General features: G+C 60.6%; 13 protein-coding genes and 1 pseudogene. 9 read left to right on the top strand and 5 right to left on the bottom strand.

The window, feature by feature from the left end; genetic code table 11:
• The first annotated feature begins 10 nt into the window (after positions 1 to 10).
• Entirely contained in the window at positions 11 to 2,362 is a 2,352-nt protein-coding gene (locus KZ772_RS17835) for a xylulose 5-phosphate 3-epimerase (protein WP_290537767.1), read from the top strand.
• Here KZ772_RS17835 and KZ772_RS17830 read toward each other — a convergent pair.
• The gene (locus KZ772_RS17830; RefSeq protein ID WP_290537766.1) at positions 2,329 to 5,031 is read right to left on the bottom strand and encodes an HAD-IC family P-type ATPase; all 2,703 of its coding nucleotides are present in this window, start codon (positions 5,029 to 5,031) and stop codon (positions 2,329 to 2,331) included. The genes KZ772_RS17835 and KZ772_RS17830 overlap by 34 nt on opposite strands.
• An 8-nt stretch (positions 5,032 to 5,039) precedes the next feature.
• Entirely contained in the window at positions 5,040 to 6,461 is a 1,422-nt protein-coding gene (locus tag KZ772_RS17825; RefSeq protein ID WP_290537765.1) for an MBL fold metallo-hydrolase, read from the bottom strand.
• A gap of 244 nt (positions 6,462 to 6,705) precedes the next feature.
• On the opposite strand from KZ772_RS17825, the gene KZ772_RS17820 reads away from it, so the two are divergent.
• The 3 genes and pseudogenes from KZ772_RS17820 (at position 6,706) to KZ772_RS17810 (ending at position 9,551) form a co-directional block, all read left to right on the top strand.
• Positions 6,706 to 7,497, top strand: a complete 792-nt coding sequence (locus KZ772_RS17820) for an endo alpha-1,4 polygalactosaminidase (RefSeq protein ID WP_290537764.1) — start codon at positions 6,706 to 6,708, stop codon at positions 7,495 to 7,497.
• Between the two features lie 102 nt (positions 7,498 to 7,599).
• Positions 7,600 to 8,657 (top strand): annotated as a pseudogene (locus tag KZ772_RS17815) (monovalent cation:proton antiporter-2 (CPA2) family protein); the annotation flags it as partial.
• Between the two features lie 39 nt (positions 8,658 to 8,696).
• On the top strand, positions 8,697 to 9,551 hold the full coding sequence (locus KZ772_RS17810; RefSeq protein ID WP_365871154.1) for an NAD-binding protein: 855 nt from the start codon (positions 8,697 to 8,699) through the stop codon (positions 9,549 to 9,551).
• Positions 9,552 to 9,750: 199 nt separating this feature from the next.
• Here the strand turns inward: KZ772_RS17810 and KZ772_RS17805 are convergent, their stop codons facing one another.
• Both KZ772_RS17805 and KZ772_RS17800 read right to left on the bottom strand, forming a co-directional pair.
• Positions 9,751 to 10,167 carry a hypothetical protein gene (locus KZ772_RS17805; RefSeq protein WP_290537761.1) on the bottom strand — a complete coding sequence of 139 codons (417 nt, stop codon included), beginning with the start codon at positions 10,165 to 10,167 and terminating at the stop codon, positions 9,751 to 9,753.
• Positions 10,168 to 10,179: 12 nt separating this feature from the next.
• Positions 10,180 to 11,439, bottom strand: a complete 1,260-nt coding sequence (locus KZ772_RS17800; protein ID WP_290537760.1) for a hypothetical protein — start codon at positions 11,437 to 11,439, stop codon at positions 10,180 to 10,182.
• Between the two features lie 361 nt (positions 11,440 to 11,800).
• Between KZ772_RS17800 and KZ772_RS17795 the strand changes: the two genes are divergently transcribed.
• The 4 genes from KZ772_RS17795 (at position 11,801) to KZ772_RS17780 (ending at position 22,035) form a co-directional block, all read left to right on the top strand.
• Positions 11,801 to 13,393 carry an AarF/UbiB family protein gene (locus KZ772_RS17795; RefSeq protein ID WP_290537759.1) on the top strand — a complete coding sequence of 531 codons (1,593 nt, stop codon included), beginning with the start codon at positions 11,801 to 11,803 and terminating at the stop codon, positions 13,391 to 13,393.
• Between the two features lie 464 nt (positions 13,394 to 13,857).
• Positions 13,858 to 16,344: a membrane dipeptidase gene (locus tag KZ772_RS17790; RefSeq protein ID WP_290537758.1), complete on the top strand. Its 2,487-nt coding sequence runs from the start codon at positions 13,858 to 13,860 to the stop codon at positions 16,342 to 16,344.
• A gap of 38 nt (positions 16,345 to 16,382) precedes the next feature.
• On the top strand, positions 16,383 to 19,379 hold the full coding sequence (locus tag KZ772_RS17785) for a parallel beta-helix domain-containing protein (protein WP_290537757.1): 2,997 nt from the start codon (positions 16,383 to 16,385) through the stop codon (positions 19,377 to 19,379).
• Between the two features lie 265 nt (positions 19,380 to 19,644).
• Positions 19,645 to 22,035, top strand: a complete 2,391-nt coding sequence (locus KZ772_RS17780; RefSeq protein WP_290537756.1) for a TIM-barrel domain-containing protein — start codon at positions 19,645 to 19,647, stop codon at positions 22,033 to 22,035.
• 113 nt (positions 22,036 to 22,148) lie between these two features.
• Here the strand turns inward: KZ772_RS17780 and KZ772_RS17775 are convergent, their stop codons facing one another.
• Positions 22,149 to 22,763 carry a lysophospholipid acyltransferase family protein gene (locus KZ772_RS17775; protein WP_290537755.1) on the bottom strand — a complete coding sequence of 205 codons (615 nt, stop codon included), beginning with the start codon at positions 22,761 to 22,763 and terminating at the stop codon, positions 22,149 to 22,151.
• A 586-nt stretch (positions 22,764 to 23,349) separates the two neighbouring features.
• On the opposite strand from KZ772_RS17775, the gene acnA reads away from it, so the two are divergent.
• The gene (acnA, locus tag KZ772_RS17770; protein ID WP_290537754.1) at positions 23,350 to 26,094 is read left to right on the top strand and encodes an aconitate hydratase AcnA; all 2,745 of its coding nucleotides are present in this window, start codon (positions 23,350 to 23,352) and stop codon (positions 26,092 to 26,094) included.
• Positions 26,095 to 26,312: the final 218 nt, after the last annotated feature.

Raw genomic sequence — 26,312 nt, 5'->3', positions numbered from 1 at the left:
AGCAATGATCATGCAAGACGCCCCTTCCCTTCCCGAAGACATGGAAACATGGGCTAACGGTTACGGTGTCATTCAACACGACGACATCACCCGCTCGCGCCTGACAGCCCTTCTGGAGAAGGCCGGGGACGCAACCACTCGCCAACACTGGCTGACACTGCTCGCCGCAGCGGATCGCCTTACCTGCATGGGCATGTGGCTGGTAGCGCACATGACCTATGTGCAACGCCCACGCCTGGATGGCCAGCCGCTGGCTGCCGACGATTTCAAGCCAACGCCGGAAGGCCACACAGGCGGCGCCCTGAACATGGTGCCGGCCTATGTGGGTTATCTGCTGGCCAATAGCTTGAGCGGCAAGACCCGCAGCTGGCTGATGGGGCAAGGACACTGCGTGGCCGCCATTGATGCGGTGAATCTGCTCACCGGCAATCTGTCACCGGCCCACGCGCAACGCTACCATTTCGACGAGGCCGGGCTCGCCCGCTTTGTGCAGGATTTCTACCACTACGGCGTCAAGGCTGACGGCTATCCGCAGTCGCCGCTGGGCAGTCATGTCAACGCCCACACCGCCGGCGGCATCATGGAAGGTGGCTACCTGGGTTTTGCGGAACTGCAATACGCCCACATGCCATTACCCGAACAATCACTGGTAGCGTTTCTCAGTGACGGCGCCTTCGAAGAGCAACGGGGCAGTGACTGGACACCGCGCTGGTGGCGAGGCCGGGACTGCGGCGATCTGTTGCCGGTGATGATCGCCAACGGCCGCCGCATTGATCAGCGCACCAGCCTCAGCCAGTCCGGTGGTAGTGGCTGGTTTGCCGGCCACCTGACCCTCAACGGCTTCGACCCGATCACCATCAACGGTCGCGACCCCGCCGCTTTTGCCTGGGCCTTGCTGGAAGCGGAACATCGCCTGGGCAATCTGCGGGAGGAAGCGGATTACCCGGCTCCCCTGCCCTATATCATTGCCGAGACAACAAAAGGGTTCGGTTTTCCCGGAGCCGGCACCAATGCTGCCCACAATCTGCCGCTGGTCAACAACCCGGCCAGCGATGCGCTAGCCCGTCAGCAATTCAACGACGGTGCCGCTTCCCTGTTTGTGCCGCCGGAGGAACTCCGGGCAGCTGTCGCCCAACTGAACAATCACGGTTACAGCCAGCGTCCACTGGAGCGGGATCATCCTCTGGCTGAGCCGGCACCGGTTTCCCCCTTGCAGTTTCCCGACCTGAGCGGCCTGGCATTACCCGCCGCTCCCATGGCGGCCATTGATCAGGCCTTTGTGGCTCTGGTGAAAGCGAACCCGGCAGTGCGGGTACGAGTCGGCAACCCGGACGAGATGCGCAGCAACCGGCTCAATGAGACCCTGGACCTGTTACAACACCGGGTCAGCGCCCCGGAGCAAGGCATTGCCGAATCCCTGCATGGCTCGGTGATCACTGCCCTCAATGAAGAGGCGGTGGTGTGCGCCGCTCTGGCCAACAAGCAGGGGCTCAATCTGGTTGCCAGCTATGAGGCCTTCGCGGTGAAAATGCTCGGCGCCATGCGCCAGGAAATCCTGTTCTCACGCCAGCGCCGCCATGCCAACCGTGGGCCCCACTGGGTCAGCGTGCCGATCCTGGTGAGCTCGCATACCTGGGAAAACGGCAAGAACGAACAATCCCATCAGGACCCTACCCTGTGCGAAGCCTGGCTGGCGGAAATGCATGACGTGGCGCCGGTCCTGTTTCCGGTGGATGCGCACAGCGCAGTGCAATCGCTGCTGAAGATCTATCGCAGCCAGGGGCAAGTCGCGGTTCTGGTAGTACCGAAAAACCCGCAGCCCGCCCAACTCAGTGAAGCACAGGCCCGGGATCTGACAGACCAGGGCGCCCTGTGTCTGCATCAGGACCCATCGCCCCGGGTGCAGCTAGTGGCCATCGGCGCCTATCAACTGGTGGAAATGCAACGGGCCAGCCAGCGGCTGACACAACATGGCGTGGCCCACTGCCTGTCGGTGATTCAGGAACCTGGCCGCTTCCGCACGCCTCGCGATCCGGAAGAGGCGCAGGCCCTGCATTCCCCCTCGACCATGGCATCACTGCTGCCCACCGTGGCCGAACGGGTGTTCCTGGTGCACGGCCACCCGGAAGTGTTCAGCGGGGTAATGCGCCCCCTGGATACTGGCGAGCGCAGCCGCTTCCTGGGCTACCGCAATCGCGGCGGCACTCTGGATACCTTCGGCATGCTCTACGCCAACCACTGCACCTGGGCCCATGTACTGCAGCAGGTGGCAGAGCTTCTGGGCCAACCGGATATCCCCTGGCTGAGCGCGGATGAAAAGGCCGCCGCTCAGGGTGTCGGTGACCCGGACACCCTGCGCTGATGTTGGTGGGGGCGCCGGCGGCGGAGCAGCCACTTTTCCGTTTCCACCGCCAGCAACAACAGCAGCGCCACCGCCGCTGCCTGTCCCCAGAAGGCCAGACCCAGAGGGCGGGAGGTGAACAGGGTTTGCATGACCGGCACCACAAAGAACAGCCACTGCAGCAGCAACACCACCAGCATGGCGATCAATGCCGGCAACAACCCGGCCAGGGACAACTGTGACCAGGCCGGGGCAGACAGGCGGCGGCAGGCAAACAGGTAGGTAATCTCGATCCACACCAGGGTCAGCACCGCCACATTGCGCGCCAGATCCAGATCCGTGTCGGCGAAACGGCTGAACTGCCAGAACACCAGCGCGGTTCCCAGGGTGCCCACCCACAGCAGACGCCCCAATAACAACGGCGACACCAGCCCCTGCCCCGGTGGTCGAGGCGGCCGTTGCATCAGATCCTGTTCGCCATGCTCGAAGCCCAGCGCCAGTGCCAGGGTTACCGCCGTGATCATGTTCACCCAGAGAATCTGCACCGGGGTTATCGGCAGCGGCGTCCCCACCACCACCGCCACCAGCAACACCGAGGCTTCAATGAGACCGGTGGGCAACAGAAACAACAGAGCCTTGACGATGTTGTCGTAGACGGTCCGCCCTTCGCGTACCGCCGCCGCGATGGTGGCAAAGTTATCGTCGGTGAGCACCATGGCAGAAGCATCCCGGGCCGCATCGGTGCCCTTGCCGCCCATGGCCACACCGATGTCGGCCCGCTGCAGGGCCGGCGCATCATTGACCCCGTCACCGGTCATCGCCACCACCTCTCCACCGGCCTGCAGCCGTTCCACCAGCCGCAGTTTGTCCGCCGGCGAGGTGCGGGCAAACACATCCACCTCGGCCAGCACCTGATCCAGCTGCCCATCATCCAGCGCGGACAATTCCTGGCCGGTGACCACACGTTGGCCAAGCAGCCCAAGCTGGGCGGCGATAACCGACGCGGTACGAGGATTATCCCCGGTAATCATTTTCACGCGGATACCGGCCTGCTGACACTGGGCCACGGCGGAGATGGCTTCCTGGCGGGGCGGATCCGTGGTGCCGGTCATGCCCAGAAACACCAGCCCCTGCTCCAGATCCTGGTGACCGAGGGGCCGGTCCACCGAGGGCATGACCTTGCAGGCCAGCCCCAGCACCCGCATGCCGTCACCGGCCAATCTCTCCAGTTGCTGTTGCCAGTAGTCTGCATTCAATGCTTCGGCACCGTCGCCGTTCTGTTGCTGGTCGCACAGCGCCAGCAAGCGTTCCGGCGCGCCCTTAACCATCAGCATGGGCTGGCCCGACACATCATTGAGGGTGGCCATATAAAGCCGCTCTGCAGCAAAGGGCAGTTCATCCCTGCGCGGGCATTGCTGGCGAAATGCCTCCGTCAGTCCGGCCTTGCGGGCCAGCACATACAAGGCACCTTCGGTGGGATCGCCCTGCATCACCCATTGGCCATCGCGCTGATTCAGGTGGGAATCGTTGCACAGCATGGCCACCTGGGCGGCGCGTGCAAAGATCTCGGCCGTCGCCGGGTTGTCGCTCTCTACCTGGCCTTCCGGCGCATACCCCTCGCCGGCCAGCTGCACCTGGCCGGCAGCGGTGACGAAGGTGCGGGTGGTCATTTCATTGCGGGTCAGGGTGCCGGTCTTGTCCGAACAGATCACCGTTACCGAGCCTAGCACTTCCACCGCGGGCAGCTTGCGGATCACCGCATGGTTCCTGGCCATTCGTTGCACGCCGATGGCCAGGGTAATGGTGACCACCGCCGGCAAGCCTTCCGGAATCGCCGCCACCACCACCCCCACGGCGACACGCAGCAGCTGGTCCGGCGCCAACCCCATGACGGCAGTCCCCCAGGCCAGCGCGATGCCGCTCACCACAACAATCGCCAGCGCCAGCTGATGACCGAAGCGGCTCAGGGCCCGGGTCAGTGGCGTCACCGGCGCGCTGACCGTAGCCACCAGGTTACCGATATTTCCCAGCTGGGTTGCCATGCCGGTGGCCACCACCACGCCCTGGGCACTGCCGGTGGTCACCAGGGATCCCATCCAGGCCATATTGCGTCTTTCCGCCAGGGGGGTATCGACCGGTAACGATTCCTGTTGTTTGGCCACCGGTACCGATTCGCCGGTGAGCATGGCTTCGTCACAGTGAAGCTCGCGCACCTGAAGCAGGCGCAGATCCGCCGGCACCCGGTCCCCGGCGGCCAGTATCACCACATCCCCCGGCACCAACTCACTGGCTTCCAGGGTATGCGCCTGACCATCACGGAGTCCCTGGCAATGGGACACCAGCATGCGCTGAATGGAGCGCAAGGCGGCTTCAGCCTTGCCTTCCTGCACAAACCCCACCAGGGCATTAATCACCACCACCAGCACAATGACCGTGGCATCGCTGTAATAGCCCAGCAGCAATGCCAGCATGGCCGCCACCAACAGGATATAAAGCAGCACGTTATGAAACTGGCCGGCTAGCCGCCGCCAGACACTGCGTGGTTTCTGATCCAGCAAGCGGTTTTCACCGAAGCGGCCACGGCGGGCAGCTACCTGCTCACTGGTCAGCCCCTCTGCCTGGCTCTCCAGAGCACTGAGGACGGTAACCCCACTGTCGTGATGCCATTGTGGCTTCGAGGAAGCATCCATTGGAAACCTCAGGAAAAGTCAGGAGAAAATGCCACCTGAGGCTCGGCCACTGACACCCGGATACCCATGTCTCCCAGGGCAGCGGCCAGGCTTTCCAGGGCCTCCGGCTCGCCATGAACCAGACGAAATTGAGGATCACCCGCAATGCCTTTGGCCCAGGCCAGCAGCTCATTGCGACCGGCATGGGCCGAAAAGCCCCCCAGGGTGTGACGCTGGGCACGGACCACAAAACGCTGCCCGAACATGCGGATATGGCTGGCACCATCCACTATTTGACGGCCCAGGGTGCCGCGCGCCTGATAGCCGGTAAACACCAGATGATTGCGTTCCTGCCACAGGCGATGCTTGAGGTGGTGACGAATGCGTCCCCCGTTGCACATACCACTGCCGGCAATGATGATGGCGCCCCGCTCAATGCGATTGATGCGCATGGACTGCTCGACTTCCGGTGTGGGAGTCAACACCGGCAAAAATTCGTGCAGGGAACGGGCACCGAAGTGGGCCATTACGCGCTGATCGTCTTCGTCCATGGCATCCAGCCACTGGTCGTAGAGACGGGTGACCTCCAGGGCCATGGGGCTGTCGAGAAACACCTGCCACCCGGACAGCAGCCCGCGATGGTAGAGGCACCCCAGGTGGAACAGCAGCTCCTGGGTTCGACCGACGGCAAACGCCGGCATCATGATCACGCCGTCATTGCGCGCCTCGGCGATGATCTGCTCCAGTTCCGTCATGGTGTCTTCCTGGCTACGGTGATCCCGGTCACCGTAGGTGCTTTCCATCAACACCAGATCCGCCCGCTCGGGCACTTCCGGCGGCCGCATCAGCACACGCTGGCTGGCCCCCAGATCGCCGGAAAATACCAGGGTACGCGGCGGCTCGCCGGCAATGGTCAACACCACCACCGCCGAGCCGAGAATGTGGCCCGCATCCAGTAGCGTCAGATCCAGGCCTGGCAGAATATTTTCATGCTGGTGGTAATCCAGTGGCTGGCACTGCTCCAGCACCTGACGCACATGATCAAGGGTATAGCGGGGACTCAGTTGGCGGCGGCCGGCGCGGCGGCGGCGCAAATTACTGTTGTCCAGATCTCGCTGATACAGACTGGCGGCATCCTCAAGCATAATCGCCAGCAGGTTTCGGGTGGCACGGGTGCAGTAAATCGGCCCGCCAAAACCTTCCGCCACCAGCAGGGGCAACAGACCACTGTGGTCCAGGTGGCCATGAGACAACACCACCGCATCAATATCCCGTGGATTGAAGTCGAAACGCTCATCCTGCAGGCGCTTCACCGCATCGCCGCCCTGGTGCATGCCGCAATCAAGCAATACGGATTTGCCATGCACGGCTATATGGTGACAGGAACCGGTCACCTCGCCAGCTGCCCCGTGGGACGTTACCGTAATAGTTGACGCATTATTCTTTGCCATAATTCCTGTCCCTGCCCGTGAATCAGATTTCCAGAACGATGAACGGCCACACCTTGCCGGGACACCCAGGCTACAACCACATCCTCGCCCTCCGGCAGGCAGCAACACAAGCCAGCCTATTCCAGGTAACAGAATGTCATTGCGGACACGCGGCATCTACATTTTTACCGTGGAATCGAACAGTAATCTGTCACGCATCAATGAAAAATCGGGTCACCACGACTTGTGACCATTTCGGTGCCCCATGGACCTGCCGTTAAACCTGCTTGCCGCCCTGCTGCTGCCACTGCCCACCGATGGCGGCAACCTGGCGCCTGACTGGTACCAGCCGCCTGTGGACGTGCAATGGCATATCCAGCTGCAGGGTGAGATCAACTCCGGGTACGACGTGGATCTGTATGTGGTGGATCTGTTCGATACCGACCAGAGCGTCATCCAGGATCTACAGGCTGCCGGCAGAAAGGTGATCTGCTATTTTTCCGCTGGCACCTACGAAAACTGGCGTCCGGACCGCCACCGTTTTCTGCCCACGGACAAGGGCCGGAGTCTGGACAACTGGCCCGGTGAGCGCTGGCTGGATATCCGCTCCCTCAATGTCCGCAAGCGCATGGCGGACCGTATTGAACTGGCCGCAGAAAAAGGCTGCGACGGCGTCGACCCGGACAACGTGGATGGCTATACCAATGAAACCGGTTTTCCCCTGAATAACAGACAACAACTGTCCTATAACCGCTTCCTGTTCCGCACCGCCCATCAGCACGGCCTGGCCGTGTCCCTGAAAAACGACCTGCAGCAAGTGGAGGAGCTGGTGGATTATGCGGACTTCGCCATCAATGAATCCTGCCATGAATGGCGCGAGTGCCATCTGCTGCAACCCTTTATTGATGCCGGCAAACCGGTGCTGCACATTGACTACCGGTTCATTCAGGATGCCGGAGAGAGAACCTTCCACTGCGAACACATGGATCTACTGGGCTTACGCTCCCTGACCCTGCCCCTGGCACTGGACGACAGCTTCCGTTTCAGCTGTTTCTGAATCCTTCCCCAATCCCGTTGATACCGATCAAGATCCGGTTCTGGCCTGCCATAACCGGGCTGCTACACTGGTAGTCTGGATTTTGGGGAACCCGATACTTTTATGCATGATGCCCTGACACTCATTGTTGTCCTGCTCGGCACCGCCGTGGCAGCCGTGGTGCTGTTTCGGCGCCTTGGCATGCCTCCCATTCTGGCCTACTTGCTCTGCGGTCTGGCCGCCGGCCCGTTCGGGTTTGGCTGGGTCAGTAATACTGAAGGCATTCAGCATCTGGCCGAGTTTGGCATCGTCTTTTTGCTGTTCACTCTGGGGCTGGAATTTTCCATTCCCCGGCTGATGACCCTGCGCCGCATTGTGTTCGGCGCCGGCCCGCTGCAAGTCGCGCTAACCGGGTTGGCCGTGTTCGCTATCATGCGATTGCTCGGGTTTGACTACACTCTCTCACTGATTACCGCCTGTGCCCTGTCGCTGTCCTCCACCGCCATTGTTATCCGCGATCTGATCTCCCGAGGATCGGTCAATACCGGCTATGGCCGAACCTCCACCGGTATTCTGCTTTTCCAGGATCTGGCCGCCGTGATCATGCTGGTGATGTTGCCGATCCTCACTCAGGAAAACAGCGGCCCCATGTGGTCCGTGGCGTCATTGACGCTGGCCAAATCCCTGCTGTTGTTTGTGGGCATCTATGTGATCGGCCGCTGGGTGCTGCCGCGCATGCTGGAAGAAACCGGCCGGGCCCGCTCCGATGAAGTCTTTGTCATGACCGCCCTGCTGCTGGCATTGCTGGCAGCCTGGGTAACCCACTGGCTGGGTCTGTCCATGGCGCTGGGCGCGTTTCTGGCCGGCATGATGCTGGGCGAAAGTCACTTCCGTCATCAGATCGAAGCGGATCTGCGCCCCTTCGCGATCTGTTGCTGGGGTTGTTCTTTATCAGTGTGGGCATGCTGGTGGACCCGAACCTTTTTGCCGATCAGTGGCACTGGATCATTCTCGCCGCCGCCACCCTGATGCTGTTCAAGGGGGCCCTGATCTTTACCCTGCTACGCTTGCTGAAAGAACGTGCGGATACCGCCCTGCGCAGTGGCCTGATCCTCTCCCAGGCGGGGGAATTCGGCTTTGTGCTGGTGGCGCTGGGTGTCTCCCATCAGCTACTCAGCCCCGATAAGGCGGGTCTGCTGGTGTCCATCGTGGTGCTCACCATGGTGTTCACCCCCGCACTGCTGGACAACAGCGGCCGGCTGACACGGCGGCTATTACAATCCTGGCAAAAGATTCCCGAAGACACACCGGTTTCCGATGAAACCCGCAACCATGTAATCCTCTGTGGTTATGGCCGGGTGGGCCAGAACCTGATGCGCTACCTGACCAGCTTCCATCTCAAGGCCGTGGCCGTGGACCGGGATCTGGTACGGCTACAGGAAGCCAGCGCCGCCGGTGAACATATCCTGTTCGGTGATGCCAGCCGCCAGGAAATCCTGGTAAATGCAGGCATTAAGAGTGCTCGCCTGTTAGTGGTGACCTTTGACGACCCGCGGCTGGCGGAACGCATCCTGCACACTGCCCGCGGCCTCAACCCCAATATCCGGATCCTGGTGCGCACCCGGGACGACACCCACCTGGATGCATTGATCGAGGCCGGGGCGGAAGAGGTGGTGCCCGAGGTCCTGGAAGCCTCCCTGATGCTGGTGGCCCATGCCCTGATGATGCTGGATGTGCCCTTCGACCGTGTCATGGCCACGCTGCGCAAGACCCGTCGGGAACGCTACCGCATGCTGCAGGGCTATTATCACGGCGACACTCTGCCCACCACCGACAGTGCCGGGAACCCGTACCGCCTGTTGCATGCGGTAACGCTCTCTGACAAGGCTCGCGGTATTGGTCGGAGTATTGCCCATTGTGCGCTCCGGGATGTGGAAATCCGTGCGGTAAAACGGCAAGACAAGACGCTGGAAAGTCCTGACGAAGAGCTGGTCCTCGAACCAGGTGACACGGTGATTCTTTATGGTCCACTGGAGGCGGTAGAAGCGGCGGAAAACCGGTTGTTGGGTGGGTAAGGCAGTTGCAAGTTACAAGTGGAAAGTTTCAACGCGGATGAGGTCGATATGGGCGACACCGGCAGTGGCCGCGATTAAGGGCTGGTTGTGTTATCCCGGCATAAATAAAACCGCCGCTGGATCGCGGCGGTTATGGTTATCGATTGGCACACGTCTCTTGCGCGTTGCCACTTGAAACTTGCCACTTGCCCCCTGACAGTCATGGCAAACGTAGCAACACCCGTAGTCCCTCCTGCATATCTGCTTCCTGCACATAGCCAACAGCACGAGGGTTCTGCTTTACCTGCTGCACCATGTCCCGGACATTCTTTACCTGTCGCGGCGGCATGCCCTGGCCGGTGAAAATCATCCTGGCCCAATAGCTCTTCAATTGCGAAGCAGATTTACCCGTCGCCCCCTGATAAAAGCGTTCGCGCTGCTGACTGCCTTCCGGCATGTCCAGCACGGTTACAGCATGGCCGTCGAAACGGGAGGCATTGTCCATATAAAGCTGGCGCACCTCATGGCGATCCATCTCTGCCAATGGCGACGACTCTGCCACTACCACCAGCAGGCCTGCGCATGACAGAGCGGGGCTGCAAAGGGCAAGGAAGAAAACACTTAATTTCTTTAACATTATCATTCTCCCTTAAAAGGCCGCATCGACAGTGAGCCGGAATACCGTGGGTTCTTCCTCTTCGATGGAAGGCGCCGACCCCCGGGGAGTGAACAGACCATTGGTCATGATCTTGTCGTTACTCATGTCATAAAAGCGCTGGGCCTCCAGCTTTACAGCAACCCCCACTTCCAGATCGTAACGCAACCCCAGGGTCCAGCTCTTACTGCGTACCTGATTGGCTGCAGAGAAGCTGGCTGCCACCGGCCCTTCGCTCTGAGCCTCACTGACGCCATGGGCATTGGCAGCCCCCCAGGTCACATGCGGCATCCACGGCCCGAAGCGATACCCTGCACTGACATAACCGCCCCACTTGGTGGGGAACCAGCCTTCGATACCCAGCTGGGTGCGCTCCGCCATCAGCACCATGGCGCCATTGTCATACTGCAGGCCCACACTGCTGATATAAGTCTGGGCATCGTCCAGGCTCACCGGAGCTTCCAGTGCCGCCTCCGGCAGACCGGTGGGGCCGGCAAGATCGGTAAGATCCAGCGTCACTTCCGCGTGGCTGTAACTGAGCCAGGAGGTCCAGTCCCGCCATTGGCTGGTCAGGTTGATACCGGCCAGATCGCTCACTTTATAGACCACCGGGGCGGGCAGGGAAAAACTGGGCACATCGGTGGCGCCGCCATACACATTGAGGCGATGGGAGACCGGACCGGTGTTCAGATTCCAGCTCAGGTCCACCCCTTCCATGGTGTCAAATGGCACCACGTCATAGGCTTCACCGGGCAAGGTCGCCCAGTGGTAGGTGTACCCCACATTGTTGTACTGGGTGTGCATGAAGAACGGCAATACCATGCGGCCGGCCCGTACCGTCACCGATGGCGACAGATCATGGCTAAGATAGGCCCACTGCACCTCCGCATCGTAATGATCTCGCCCCCGGGCCAGTACCTGCACGGTAGCACTGGTCTGATCGCTGATGGTGGCATTGAACTGTACCCCCGCCCGGGACAGCTCCCGGTGGGAAATCTCGTCGGTAGTGCGATCGATGTAGGCAATGGGCTCACCGCTGTTATCGCGCACATGGACATCATGTCGGGTGATCCCATAGGTCATGAAGCCGTTGACGGAAATACGATCGCTCCAGCTGTTTTGCTTGCCATACTGCTGCATTTCCAGCTGTTCGAGGCGCCGTTCCATGTCTTCCAGAGACGCAGGAGACTGCGCCTGGACCACCGGCGCCAGCAGCAACACGGCTGGCACCAATACCCTGGTAGTGGTTGTCATCAGGTTCCTCTGTACACGTTGTTATTATCGTTAGGGGCACCGATAGCGCTCCCCAGAAATCGGTATCGGTGTCTGTCCACTGTGGGTGAGGGAGACATTGCCTGCAGTGCCGGTTATCCATACGGTGCTACCACCCATCACACCGAGCCACGTAACCCTTTGAATTTAGTACGAAAGAACTAAATAAAGGTTACCCGTGGTAGCACCAAGCCATCATTCCCTAGCGCACTGGAACCGCATTTCGTCAACGCCCCGACCTGAATTGCCCTACAAAGTGAACGGTCGTAAACATTTTTGCTTGCCAATCGCGCCCTTCACCCCTATTTTGTGAACACCCATTCACAAAGCGGAGGCGTGCCCTATGCGAAACACGTCATTGGAACAAACCCCGACCACCCCGGCGGAGCCCAACTGGCAGCCGCTCAACGACTTTGCCGAGCGCAAGCAGAAGGACAGCGGCCTGAAGGCCTGGCTGGCCGTGGTGGAAGGCTGTATCCGTGCTATCGAGAGAACTGCCTGGCAAGGGCGGGAAATCGCCGACCAGGCCCTTAAAGCCTGCAAAGCGGTGGGCCGTGGCGCCAACGCCGTGAACGAGGAAATGCAGATCCTGGCGGAGGAAGCCCGCCGCTGGCCGACCCGCCTCAAGCGCCTGAGCAAAACCGGCTGGATGCTCACCAAGGTGGTGGCAAGCTACCGCCTGTGGGGCACCCGCTCCGCCTTTCTGCCGGCCAGCATGCGCGAGGCCGCCCTGGAAAACCTGCACCAGCGTAATGCCCGCCGCTTCCGCGATACCTCCCTGGAACAAGGCGGTGCCTTCTTGAAGATCGGCCAGCTGCTGTCCAGCCGCCCGGATCTGTTACCCCAGGCCTGGGTGGATGAACTGACGATCTTGCAGGACCAGGCCAACCCGGTGCCCTTTGAGGAGATCGCCCAAGTACTGGAGCAGGAATTCGGCCAGCCGCTGGATCAGCTGTTTGCCCATTTCGACCCGGAACCGCTGGCCGCCGCCAGCATCGGCCAGGTCCACAAGGCACAGCTGCACGATGGCCGCGAGGTGGCGGTAAAGGTACAACGCCCGGGCCTGGACGAAGTGGTGGAGCTGGACATGGCCCTGCTCAAGGTCTTCATGGACGCGGTGAAATCCGCCCTGCCGCCCATGGACATGGACACCATCGTCAGCGAAATCCAGCGCACCGTACGCGAAGAACTGGACTATGAACGCGAAGCCCGTGTGATGACGCAGATCGGCGCGCAACTGGCCGGCGTCACCGGCATCACCACCCCGGCCCTGGTAGCAGAACACAGCAGCCGCCATGTGCTGACCACAGAGTTCGTGCACGGCCGCAAGCTCACCACCGTGCTGGATGAACTACACCACACCGACCCGGACCGCCTGGGTGTGGTGCTGCATCGGCTGCTGGATGCCTGGTTCTCCCAGGTACTGCACGGCGGCGTATTCCATGCCGATCCGCATCCGGGCAACATCATGATCACCGACGACGACACCCTGGTGCTGCTGGATTTTGGCTGTGCACAAAGCCTCAGCGATGCAGCCCGACACGGTTACTTCCGGGTCCTGCAGGCCTGCGTGGTGGACGATCAGAAAGTGATTGCCGACACCCTGTTGGCCATGGGCTTCACCACCCGCAGCGGCAACCCGGATACCCTGCTGGCATTTGTCGCCGCCATTCTGGATCAGGTGCGCAACGCCATCATCTACCCGGACCCGGACAAGGGCTGGCCCAGCGCCGAGGAAATGATGCAGCAGGTCAGCCACCTGCTGGACCGGCTGGAACATGACCCGGTGGAAAAAATGCCCGGCGACTTCATCATGCTGGCGCGGGTATTCGGCACCCTGGGTGGCTTCTTCCTGCATTACCAGCCCAAGGTGGACATCGCTGCCCTGGTACTGGGCTACCTGACCCGCCCGCTGGATAACCGGCTGGTGGCATAATCCCCTTTCCATTTCCTGTAGGAGCTTGCTTGCAAGCGAACCACCACGAATCTCCGAGACCCCGTTCGCCTGCAAGCAGCCTCCTACAGACATTCAATCTACCAAGGGCCAATCATTCAGCCGCTCTCCCACCATTCTTTAATTGATAATTGAAAATGGATAATTGATAACACGTGGGGCAGGCCCGCTGTCGTCAAAGCCAAGAGGCCGCGCTCAACATCTGGGCCCGGCCTGCGCGTTTTCAGATCCGACTCGATGTTGATCGCGCCGTTATCAATTATCCATTCTCAACTATCAATTGCTTTTCCCCGGTGCCCCCCCTGTAACAAACCCCGTCCCCTTTTTGACAATAACGCTACAGCCTCTCCCAACCCTTTAGTTGTACAAACGTACCAACAAGAACGAACGTACCCATAACAACAACGGGCGCCCCGCACTGCGAGGACACCCTTAAGGGGTTAGCCATGCTACAACTGACCCGGGCCCCGGCCCTGACTGCTTCTTTTTTGCCCTGCTCACTGTTGCTGGCCGCCAGTCTCCTGGTCGGCTGTGGCGGTGGTAGTGGTGGATCCTCTGCCAGCACCGCCGCAGAGCAACCGCGCCAGCCCGATAGCGAAAATCCGGCCTCCCCGCCGGAACCCGGTCCGGCGCCAGAGCCGCAATCACTCAACCGCTACCAATTCGCCAATGGCTGCTACACCCTGCACAGTGATGGCCGCTTCCTGCAGGCGGACACCGCCAGCAGTGCCTACCGCCTGACCACGGACGCGACACAGGCCACCGCCTTTACCCTGAAACCCACCGACCTGGGCCGCTATCTGCTGGTGTCCGATTACCAACGCACCACCGGCAGCAGCGGGCAGAAACAGCTGCTCGGCATCAGCGACCCGGCCGGAGAGTTACTGGATCAGGGCGGCAACTTCGTCGGCGAGCTCAGCTACCTGGTGGCCGGGCTGGGAGACACGCTCAATCTGGTACTGGACCCGGTGGCCCCGCTAGGCGGTCTGCTGCGGGAACTGGGTGAAAACCTTGAAGGCATTGGCGGCACCCTGGGCGACACCACCCTGCGACCCTCCCTGGCCATGGTATCCAGCGCCAATGATCTGGCGGTATGGAATCTCAACCCCAGCGAGGGAGACAGTTTCACCCTGGCCTCTCAGGTCACCGGCCTGCTGCTCACCGCCAGCGACGACGGACTGACGCTCACCTCTCCCAGCCTGGAAAACGCCGACACCCGCTTTCTGCTCAGCGACGCCGACGGCTGCAGCGGCTACCCGGAAGCCGAGCTGAACGCCACCGTGGCCGACAGCGGCCCGGCCATTTACCTGAAAGAGGTGGAACGCTTCCGCGGCACTCCGGGTATCGATAACGACGATGTGTTCGGCTACGTGGATGCCCACAGCCATATCTCCGCCTACGAATTCATCGGCGGCCGGGTCAACTACGGCGACCCCTTCCACAAATTCGGCGTCGACCACGCCCTCCACGATTGCGCGGAAAACCACGGTCCCCAGGGTCTCACCGGCCTGGTGGAACAGGTGACCAGCAATCCGGGCCCCCACGAAACCCGCGGCTGGCCGGACTTTCCTTTCTGGCCGCGCAATGACTCCCTGCAACACCACCAGAGCTACTACAGATGGATTGAACGGGCCCACCTGTCCGGACTGAAGATCCTGGTCAACCACCTGGTGCATAACGAAATCCTCTGCCAGATCAATCCGCAGAAGCAGAACGACTGCGACACCGTGGCCGCCATCGAACAGCAGGCGCAACTGATGCATCGCATGGAGGATTACATCGACGCTCAGCAGGGCGGCCCCGGCGAAGGCTGGTTCCGCATTGTCACCAGCGCCAGCGAGGCTCGCCAGGTCATCGGTGAAGGCAAGATGGCCGTGATCCTCGGCGTGGAAGCGTCCAAGGCCCTCAACTGTGGCGAGTTCCTGGGCGTGGCGGAATGCAGCCGCGAAGAAATCGTCGAACGCCTGGACCGCCTCTATGCCATGGACGTACGCAGTCTGTTCCCGGTGCACAAATTTGATAATGCCTTTGGCGGCCACCTGCCGGATCTGTCCGACGGCATCGGCATTGGCGCCGTGCTGTACGGCGGCAACCTGCTGGAAACCGGCCATACCGTGGAATTCGAGGAATGCCCGGACCACGACCACGCGGTGAACGACAGCCCGCTGGCCGACCCACTGCAACCCTACGGCATCTTCGAGCAGTTGCTGTTTCAGCTGGATTACGCAGGCGAACGCTTCCCCGCCAGCCCTGAAGAACTGGCGGAATACGATCCGCGTCGCGGCACCGACCATCTGTGCAACACCCGCGGGCTTACCGACCTGGGTTTCTTCCTGATCGAAGAACTGGCCAAGCGCGGCATGATGATCGAAACCGACCACATCAGCCGCAAGGCCGCCACCCAGATCCTCGACCTGACTGCCCCGCGCGGCTACCCGGTGATCAACAGCCACGGCAACTGGGGCGGCACCGAAACCCTGCGTGACCGTGTCGCCGCCCAGGGCGGTATCAGTGCCTCCTTCGGTAGTGTTCGCGACGACTGGGTGGATCAGCTAACCCGCGACGGCAATCGCCCGCGCCCGAACAGCTACAAGGTGGGTCCCTTCGGCGGCGCCCCCTTCGCCTCCGACGTGAACGGTATTGCCGCCCTGGCTGGCAACCCGGGCACCCCGGATCAGGAAGACAGCCTCTACCCGTTCACCTCCGTGGATGGACGAGTGGTATTCGACAAGCAGATCACCGGTGATCACGCCTTCAGCCTCTATGAAGGCCGCGGCGTGGCCCACTACGGCCTCTACCCGGACCAGATCGCCGACATGGTGGCTCACAGCGATCGTCCGCCGGAACAAATCGACGACGCCATCAACCAGTTATTTACCTCGGCGGAAGCCTACCTGCGCATGTGGGAACGGCTTGAACAGGCGGCGCAATAACCGCGCCGCCGACCTATAACAAGACTTTGGGGAATACCATGAAAACGCTAACAGCCCGGTCTCTCTTTCTGCTGTTACTGACCACCACTGTCATCTCTGGCTGCGGTGGTGGCGGCAGCAGCGATCCTGTCAACACGCCCACCGCCAACAGCGGTAATGATGGCGACGGGGATGATGGCACTACCACTACCCCGCCCACCGGCGAAGGCCGCACCTTCATCATCTCCCCCGGTGACAGCGCCACAGAGGACATGGTCAACGCCATGATCCAGTTACGCCCCGGGGATACCCTGCAGTTCGACTGCGGCTATTTCAACCTGGATCAAGGGCTACTGATCCAGGCCACCGAAGACGTACTGATCAAGGGCTGCGGCAAGGACGAAACAGTGTTGTCGTTCAAGAACAGCGCCAATGTCACTGGCCTGGAAGCCTTGAACATTCGCGGCATCACCGTGGAAGACCTGACCATCCTGGATTCCCCCGGCGACGCCTTCAAACTCAAGGGTGTGAAATGGGGCACTCTGCGCAATGTGCGTGCCATGTGGTCCGGTGGCGGTGAGCCGATCACCGCCGACAATTACGGCGACCGCCTGCATGTGGCCTGTACCAACCCGCCTTTCAACGAAGGCGACCCCACCCCGGATTACGTGCCCAGCGCCACCAGCGGCCGCTACGGTATCTACCCGGTAGAGTCGGAAAACATTCTGGTGGAAGGCAGTGAATCCGTGGGCGCTTCCGATGCCGGCATTTACGTGGGGCAGACCAACACCGCCATCATTCGCGACAGCCGTGCCATTTATAACGTAATGGGCTTTGAAATCGAGAATGTGCAGGGTGGCGAGTACGACAACAACGTGGCCGAGTGTAATACCGGTGGCTTCCTGATCTACGATCTGGAAAATATCACCCAGTACGGCGATACCTCGGTGATGCTCAACAATCTGGCCCGCAACAACAATACCTACAATTTTGCCCAGAGCGGCCTGGTGTCCGCGGTGCCGCGGGGTACCGGCTTTATCACCCTGGGCTATGACAATATCGAAGTGTTCAATAACACCTTTGAAGACCACAGCACCGCCGCCGTCATTTACACCAGCTATGAGCTCATCGACGGCAAAGGCAAGACTGCCGACAAGAAACTGGATCCTTATACCGAAGGCCTGCACATCCACAATAATGTGATGAAAAACTCCGGCTATGACCTGCCGCCACCGGACCTGGAAAAAGTGGCCAACGGCGAAGTGGAAAGCGTGCTGCCCACCCTGATCGGCCTGAAGAACCTGCCCACCATCAACGACCCTACCCAGCTACTGGGCAGCCTGGACAATATTCTCAATCTGGGTAAAGGCGCCCACATTGTCTGGGATGGTCTGCGCGACGACCTGGATGCGGACTGCCCCTATCCGGTGGACAGCAACGGCGACCCGGTCCCCATGGACAGCAACGGCAAGCCCCTGCACACCAACGAGCATCCCAACCCGAGCTGCCATTACAACGCTTACAAGTTCGATGAGAACAACGAACGCATCCAGCCCACTTGGGGTTCCTGTATCCACGACAACGAATTCTCCGAGGACAGTGAGCCCTACCTGAACTTCCACGGCACCGATGGCCTTGAACTGGTGCTGGCCCTGGCCGAGCAGGATCTGTCGATCCTCTCGCCCGGTGGTCTGCTTGATGCCCTGGAAGGTCTGCTCAACATGCCGTCGGATACCAACCTGTCCGACCACGACTGCCAGGCCCGTTTCGGCAAACTGTTGCCGTCACTGCCACGGGTGGAAATTCCCCCCTTCGAGCCCAGCGGCGATTTCGATCCTGCGCCGCCGCCGGAAGTGGTAGAAGAACTGTGTAACGCTGAGGTGGCCAGCGGTGAAATCAATCGCGACGCCCTGGCAGTAAACTGCCCACGGCTGGAACAGTACAACCTGTTTGCCGATGCCACGGATCCACGCAGCTTGCCCAACGAAGGCGGTGTCCCCTTCGTGCTCAACACCAAGCTGTTCTCCGACTACGCCACCAAATACCGGGTCGCCTTTGTTCCTCCGGGCACCAAGGCGGTGTATCGGGACGGCCAGGGCGGCAGCAACCCCAATGGTGGCATCCACTTCCCCACCGGCACCGTACTGGCCAAGACCTTCGCCTTCACCGACGAAGCCAACGGCAATGAAAAACTGGTAGAAACCCGCCTGCTGATCAAACGCACCAGCAGCAGCGGCAAACCCTTCTGGGAAGGCCTGCCCTATATCTGGGGGGAAGAAGACGGTAACCCAGTGGCCCGGCTGGCCATGGGGGGCGGTACCGCCGCCGTGAACTGGCACTACCGCGATAGCGACTCAGGTGCCCTGCTCACTGGCAGCACCGACAGCTACTCCGTGCCCAACGCCAACCAGTGCATCACCTGCCATGGCAACGACGACCAGGCGGGCGGTAGCGCCCCTATCGGTCCCAAGCCGCGCAACCTGAACCGTGCCTACAAACCGGAATCCGCCTTCATGGGCAACACCGGCCAGGCCGGCTTCCCGCGCGTCAACCAGCTGCAGTACTGGACCGATGTGGGCATCCTCAGCGGCACCCCGGAACTTCAGATCAGCAACGGCGTCGCTACCAACATTGAGCGCCTGCCGCACTGGAACGTGCCCGGTGACAGCGGCAACACCGCCAACTCCGATGCGGATATTGAAAGCCGGGTAAAGGCCTATCTGGAAGTGAACTGCCAGCACTGTCACAACGACAAGGGCGCCGCCTCCAACACTGGCTACTATCTGGATCATTTCCGTGAAGTGGACGCCAGCTACGGCATCTGCAAGAAGCCCACCGCCACTGGCGGCGGCTCCTGTGGTCGCCAGCATGTCGTAGTGCCGGGCAGCGCTGACAGCTCCATCGTCTCCTGCCGTCTGGCCGCGGAAAACGACCCGCAACGGATGATGCCGCCCATCGCCCGCAGCGTGGCCCACGACGAGGCCACCGCCTTGCTGGACCAGTGGATCAATCAGGTGGTGGACAGCAGCTACACCAACGGCAGCGCCTGTAACTAGCGCTGCACCTTTCCCCCTCCCTCCTCCCCCCTTGTCTCCGGGAGGAGTGTTTGGCCCCTCCCCGCAAGGGGAGGGTTTTTATTTTTAATCTCGGAAACAACAGGGTCTGAGAACCTCAGGGCAAGGCCATGTTGCTGGCATGGTGCCATAAACACCGATGCAGGCATGGGCTTCTGAGAGGGACTTACCAAGGAACGGAATCAGCACAAAGACGAGAAAACGGTGTTGCCGACAATAGCCCAACGAAATGAATGGTGCCTTCATCATGAATAAAAACATGCAACTCATCCTTCTTCTCTCAGGACTATTGTGGGGATGCGGCAGTGATAACGACCCGTCTCCTTCAACGTCACCTTCATCTTCACCATCGACCCTATCCCCGGACATTACTTCCTCTGAGCCCGAAGCGCCCCCGCGACAGAAAAATGAAACACCCGCCACGACGCCACCCGGCAATATCCGGATAGAGGATGGCCCTGAGCGGATTACATTGAGAACAGACTATGGCCACGTGGAAATAAAACGCGCGCCATTATCCATGAGTTTTTACGACGGGAATGGCAACAAGGTATTGAGCAGCGACAGACAGCAGCCGCCTGTACCGCTGCTATTAAGAACACCGTTGCCAAGTCGTCTCTTGGGCGGCTGGACAGAGATCATGCCGGAAGCCCCCGCCCTGTATGCGCCTTTCACATTTGTTGTCGGCGATCAGTTGAACCTCCAGTTCCCGGCGACTTTCTGGGTCGGCAATATGCTGGCCTCGGCGTCCACCGGTGTCGAGTTCCGTCTCACCAACGTTCAAGGCGTGTCCGTCGACGGCAATCAGCTGTCATTGGACGTAGGCACCTCCGACCCCAGCGGGCGTAAGGCTCGCGTCACCATCAAGGCTGATGAAAACAGCAGCTTCCATGTCTCCGTCAAGGTGAATCACTTCCTCCGCGAAGTCCCGCTGATCTCAGCCAGCTTCGATTCAAGGCCTGACGAGGCTTTCAGGGGATTTGGCGGCAGACGCAACAAAATCAATCAACGCAATGAAGCTTTTTTGAATTGGGCTGAGGAGTTTTCACAAACGCCTGAGGAGCTTGAGCCGCTGATTGGCGATACGTTCGGTGACCACTACCAGTTCCCCAGCGGCCCCCAGGGCGCTTATTACATTCAATCGCTCTTCGTTTCTGATCAAGGCTACGGGTTTATGCTGGACCGCGATGAGCTCTCTCATTGGCGCATGGCATCCGACCGCAGCGATGCCTGGCGTGTCGAAGTGGCAGGCAGCGAACTGGATTTTCTGGTCGTCCCCGGCAATCAAAAGCAAGTCGTCAGCCGTCTCTCCGGCATCAACGGACGACATCGGGTTCCCCCCCGCTGGTCACTGGGTCCAATGCTCTCTGAAACCATTCAGGAATTCACAGATACTCCGGAGAATTACACCGAAAAAGTGAAGGAGTCGCTGGATCAAATCGAAGCGCTGGAACTGCCTGTCACTGCATTTGCTTTTGAAGGCTGGGTGGGGACCAAAAAGACCGGTGCCTTCGACGATATTATCCAGCGACTGCGCGCACAGAACATCAAGCCCATTACCTATTATCGAGGCTTTGTGGGCCAGGCAGAAGACGAGCTTGAAGAACCGGAGGTATACCAACAAGCCCTATCCCGCGGTTATGTGACGCGGCATGAATCAGGGTTGCCTTACCTTTTTGGCTCCCCATTGATGGGTGGCATCGCCGCACTGATTGATTTCACGAATCCGCAAGCCGTCGAGTGGTGGAAAGAACGGATAAAGAAAGGCCTCGAAGAAGGTAGCGAAGGCTTTATGCAAGACTTCGGCGAACAGGTGCAGGTCGACATGGTTTTTCATGATGGCAGCTCAGGCATCGCCATGCACAACCGCAATGCTGAACTGTTTCATCAGGCAACCCGGGAGGCCTTTGACGAGTTTGTTGCCGATAACCCTGACAGGGAGCCATGGTTCTTCGTTCGGTTTGGCAACTCCGGTCGTAAAGGTTCAGCACACTACGAATCCGCGAGCTGGCCAGGCGACAATACCGCCGACTGGAGCCGGGCCTCGGGCCTTGGTTCGGTCATTCCTGACATGCTGAATCGCAGTGTCGGCGGGGCTTATGGCTTTGTCACCGAGATCGGCGGCTACATTGATACCCTTGGCTCGGTCGACTCGGAATTATTGATTCGCTGGGCCAACCATGCGTCCCTGATGCCCGTATTCCGCCAACATGGAGGCCCGGTAAATGGCACCCCCATGCCGTGGCGATTCGACGATCCCGAGGTTGTCGAGCACTACCGCGCAGCGATGAACAGACACATCGCTGCGCAACCGCTGATTTATCATCTTTGGCAGGAGGCCCTGGCCACCGGCATCCCCATAACCCGGCCGCTGTGGCTGGAATATCCGAACGACCCGGAAGCCGGCCGCCAGGAACAACAGTTCATGTTAGGGCCGAATGTCCTGGTGGCACCGGTGGTATCCCCTGGCACTGACGGGCGCGACGTGTATTTCCCGCGGGGTTGCTGGCAGCACCCGGAAACGAAAGAGACCGTTCTTGGACCACAGACAAAATTTATCCTGGCCGCCGTCAATGAGCTCCCTTACTTCTTCAACTGCGGAACCGAACCCTTTCCGGTACCGGAAGGCGGTTTCTAGAGCGACGTTGCATAAGGGCGATGTAGGGCTGCAACCAAACCATGGGAGCAGATCTTGGCTTGTGCTAGCTGAAGCCCGGCGCAAGCACCCCCCCCCTCATGCTCTGACGGGTATCAGCGACGCTCGCGGATGGCCTTGAGTGGCGCTGACAGTTTTTCCGGATGGCGCGGCTCAATCTGGGCAAAGCACTGGAAAATCCGCTCCAGATCCGCCTCCAGATCCCCCGTGGTGTCCATCACCATGGGGAAGGCAATTTCCTTTTTGGCATAGTCTGCGGTGGCCAGCACAATCGGCACACCGGCCTGCTCGGCGATGCGATAAAAACCGGTTTTCCACTGGGAGGCGCCGCCGCGGGTACCCTCTGGCGCCACCACCATCACCAGACGCTCATGGCTGTGGAACTGGCCCACGGTCTGCTCCACCACACCACCAGCCTTGCTGCGATCAATGGGCAGCGCCCCCATCCAGCGCAGCAGACCACCCAGGGGGCCCTTGAACGCGCTGTCTTTCATCATCACGTGGGCATCCAGGCCCATTTGCATCATGGCTGCCAGGGTGACGATGCCGTCCCAATTGGAGGTATGCGGTCCGCCGATCACTACAGCCTTGGGCACCTGCGGGAACGGGTCCACCAGACGCCAGCCGAACAGGCGCAGAAAACCGCGACCCAGCGTCCGGGAGATGGCATTGCCGCGTTGCGGGAAGACAGAGGGATTGGTGTCGGCCATGAAATCGCATCCGTTAAGGGTAATCGGCAATCATACGACAGTGCCCGGAAAGCACCATTGGCGCAAATGCCATATCAGGTCTTCCAACCAGGCCTCTGCGGAGGACAGCGCCAGGCGCACGGCGCAGCCGGACAAGCACCGGAAACCGCCACCAAGCATAGGCAACGTTTCTGCTGTAGTGGCTTGTCTGAAAAACACACCAAATCACTTGCGCAACAACAATTTACACTTCTCATCATCGTAATAGAAAAACACCATCGGCCACTATTTCATGTGCTCGCCATAACGGCGTAGTATGAACCTGAGTCCGTGACTTCAGCGCGGCGCCTGACGCAAGCCTTTGCCGCCACAGAACATTTTCTTCAGTCGATCGTATTCCCTGATACGACACTTCTTCAGAAAATGCCCTGTGACAACAAATTCTTACGCCATACATCCACGCTGAAATCACGAATTCAGGTTGAATTGACTCACTACAGAGGTCGGCGGCGCCGTTTCCTCGACGCCTCCGTCCCTGTCGCCACCCGACACGGCACCGTTATTCCTGCCAGTGCCGTGCGGGCTAACAAAAACCAGGAGGTGTGCAGTGACACGGATTGGCCAGGACACCCTGAACAGCAAGAAAACGCTGGAAGCCAACGGCAAGACCTATCATTACTTTGATATCAACACGGTCGCCGACAAGGGCTGGGGTGATCTCAGCAAGCTCCCTTTCTCCCTGAAAGTCCTTCTCGAAAATCTGCTCCGTTTTGAAGACGGCGACAGCGTCACCACCGCCGACGTGGAAGCGGTAATGCGCTGGCTGGAGAACAAACGCTCCGACAAGGAAATCAACTACCGCCCGGCCCGGGTGCTGATGCAGGACTTCACCGGCGTGCCCGGCGTGGTCGACCTGGCCGCCATGCGCGACGCCATCAAGAAGGCCGGCGGCGACCCCTCCCGCATCAACCCGCTGACACCGGTGGATCTGGTCATCGACCACTCGGTGATGGTGGACAAGTTCGGCAATGCCCAGGCGTTCGAAGACAACGTGGAGATCGAATACCAACGTAACCGGGAGCGCTACCAGTTCCTGCGCTGGGGCCAGAAAGCCTTCAACAACTTCCGGGTGGTACCGCCGGGCACCGGCATCTGCCACCAGGTGAACCTTGAATACCTGGCCAAGGGCGTGTGGTCCGCCGAGGCGGACGACGGCAACACCTACGCCTATCCGGACACCCTGGTGGGCACCGACTCCCACACCACCATGATCAACGGCCTGGGCGTGCTGGGCTGGGGTGTGGGCGGCATCGAGGCAGAAGCCGCCATGCTCGGCCAGCCCATCGCCATGCTGATTCCCGAGGTGATCGGCTTCAAGATCAGCGGCAAGCTGCGCGAAGGCATCACCGCCACCGACCTGGTACTCACCGTCACCGAGATGCTGCGCCGCCGGGGCGTGGTGGGCAAGTTCGTGGAATTCTTCGGCGACGGCCTAGCCGATCTGACCCTGGCCGACCGCGCCACCATCGCGAACATGGCGCCGGAATATGGCGCCACCTGTGGTTTCTTCCCCATCGACGAGCGCACCACCGAGTACATGGAGCTGTCCGGCCGTGATGCGGACACCATTGCCTTGGTAGAGGCCTACTGCAAGGCCCAGGGCCTGTGGCGCTCCAGCGCCGATCCGGACCCGGAATTCACCGATGTGCTGGAACTGGATCTGGGCGATGTGGTGCCCAGCCTGGCCGGCCCGAAACGGCCCCAGGACCGGGTGCCGCTCACTGCCGTGAAACGCACCTTCATTGATGTGGTCACCGAGACCCTCAAGCTCAACGACGACGAAATCAGCAAGCTTGAAGGTGAAGGCGGCCAGACCGCCGTGGGCAACCATGAACCCAGTGGCGGCCAGGTACCGGTGGTGATCGACGGCCAGAAGCACTTCATGAGCCACGGTGACGTGGTGATTGCGGCCATCACCTCCTGCACCAACACCTCCAACCCCAGCGTGATGCTGGCCGCCGGCCTGGTGGCGAAGAAAGCCGCCGAAAAAGGCATGAACCGCAAACCCTGGGTGAAGACCTCGCTGGCACCGGGCTCCAAGGTAGTCACCGATTACCTGGACGTGACCGGCCTGCAGAAGCCGCTCAACGATATCGGTTTCGATCTGGTCGGCTATGGCTGCACCACCTGCATCGGCAACTCCGGCCCGCTGCCGGAGGAAATCGACAAGGCCATTGCCGAGGGCGATCTGGTGGTGGCCTCGGTACTCTCCGGTAACCGTAACTTCGAAGGCCGGGTACACCAGAGCGTGCGCACCAACTGGCTGGCTTCACCGCCGCTGGTGGTGGCCTATGCCCTGGCCGGCACCGTAAAGATCGACCTGGACAAGGATCCCCTCGGCAAGGACAAGGACGGCAAGCCGGTCTACCTGAAAGACATCTGGCCCAGCTCCGAGGAAATCCAGAATGAGCTGGTGAAGATCAACAACAGCATGTTCCGCAACCAGTACGCCAGCGTCTTTGAAGGTGACGAGGTGTGGCAGAGCCTGCCGATCCCGGATTCCGAAACCTACGCCTGGGACAGCAGCTCCACCTACATCCAGAACCCGCCCTTCTTCGACGGGCTGACCAAACAGGTGGACGATGTGCAGCCGGTGAAGGATGCCCGCATCCTGGCGTTGCTGGGCGATTCCATCACCACCGACCACATCTCCCCCGCCGGGGCCATCAAGGCGGACTCCCCCGCCGGCCATTACCTGCAGGGGCACGATGTGGAGCCGCTCGACTTCAACTCCTACGGCTCGCGCCGGGGCAACCACGAGGTGATGATGCGGGGCACCTTCGCCAATATTCGCATCCGCAACGAGATGACCCCGGATATCGAAGGCGGCTTTACCAAGCACCTGCCTGGCGGCGAAGAAATTTCCATCTACGGCGCCGCCATGCGCTACCAGAAGGAAGGCGTTCCCACCGTTGTGGTCGCCGGCAAGGAATACGGCACCGGCTCCAGCCGCGACTGGGCCGCCAAAGGCACCAACCTGCTGGGCGTGAAAGCGGTGATCGCCGAAAGCTACGAGCGCATTCACCGCTCCAACCTGATCGGTATGGGCGTATTGCCACTACAGTTCCCGGAAGGCACCGACCGCAAGACGTTGAACCTGGACGGCACGGAAGAGGTGGATATCCCGGACCTGGGCAATGACCTGAAACCCGGCGATACCGTCACCGTGGTGTTCCGCAAGGACGGCAAGGAACAGAAGGTAGAAGCTCTCTCCCGCCTGGATACCGCTGCCGAAGTGGAGTACTACAAGAACGGTGGCATCCTGCACTATGTGCTGCGGCAAATGATGTAGGCAAGCGGCTAGCTTCGAGCTGCTAGCTGCGAGCAGGGACGCGGAAACCGTGTTGCTTGCTCCAACCCAGGAGGCCGCGCCCGAACACCGGACGCGGCCTCCTGCATTTGGGACACCCCCGTAGGGTGCACTGAGCCTCAGACGAACTGCACCAGCCCCGCTTTCTACCCGTAGGAGCACCGCTTGAGGTGCGAACCGAGCGTCGCGAGGCGACAAGG

The sequence above is a fragment of the Alcanivorax sp. genome (genome assembly GCF_019431375.1).
GTDB classification, from domain to species: Bacteria; Pseudomonadota; Gammaproteobacteria; order Pseudomonadales; family Alcanivoracaceae; genus Alcanivorax; species Alcanivorax jadensis_A.
Note: the sequence above shows the minus strand (reverse complement) of the source record. Positions and strands in the feature narration are given on the sequence as shown.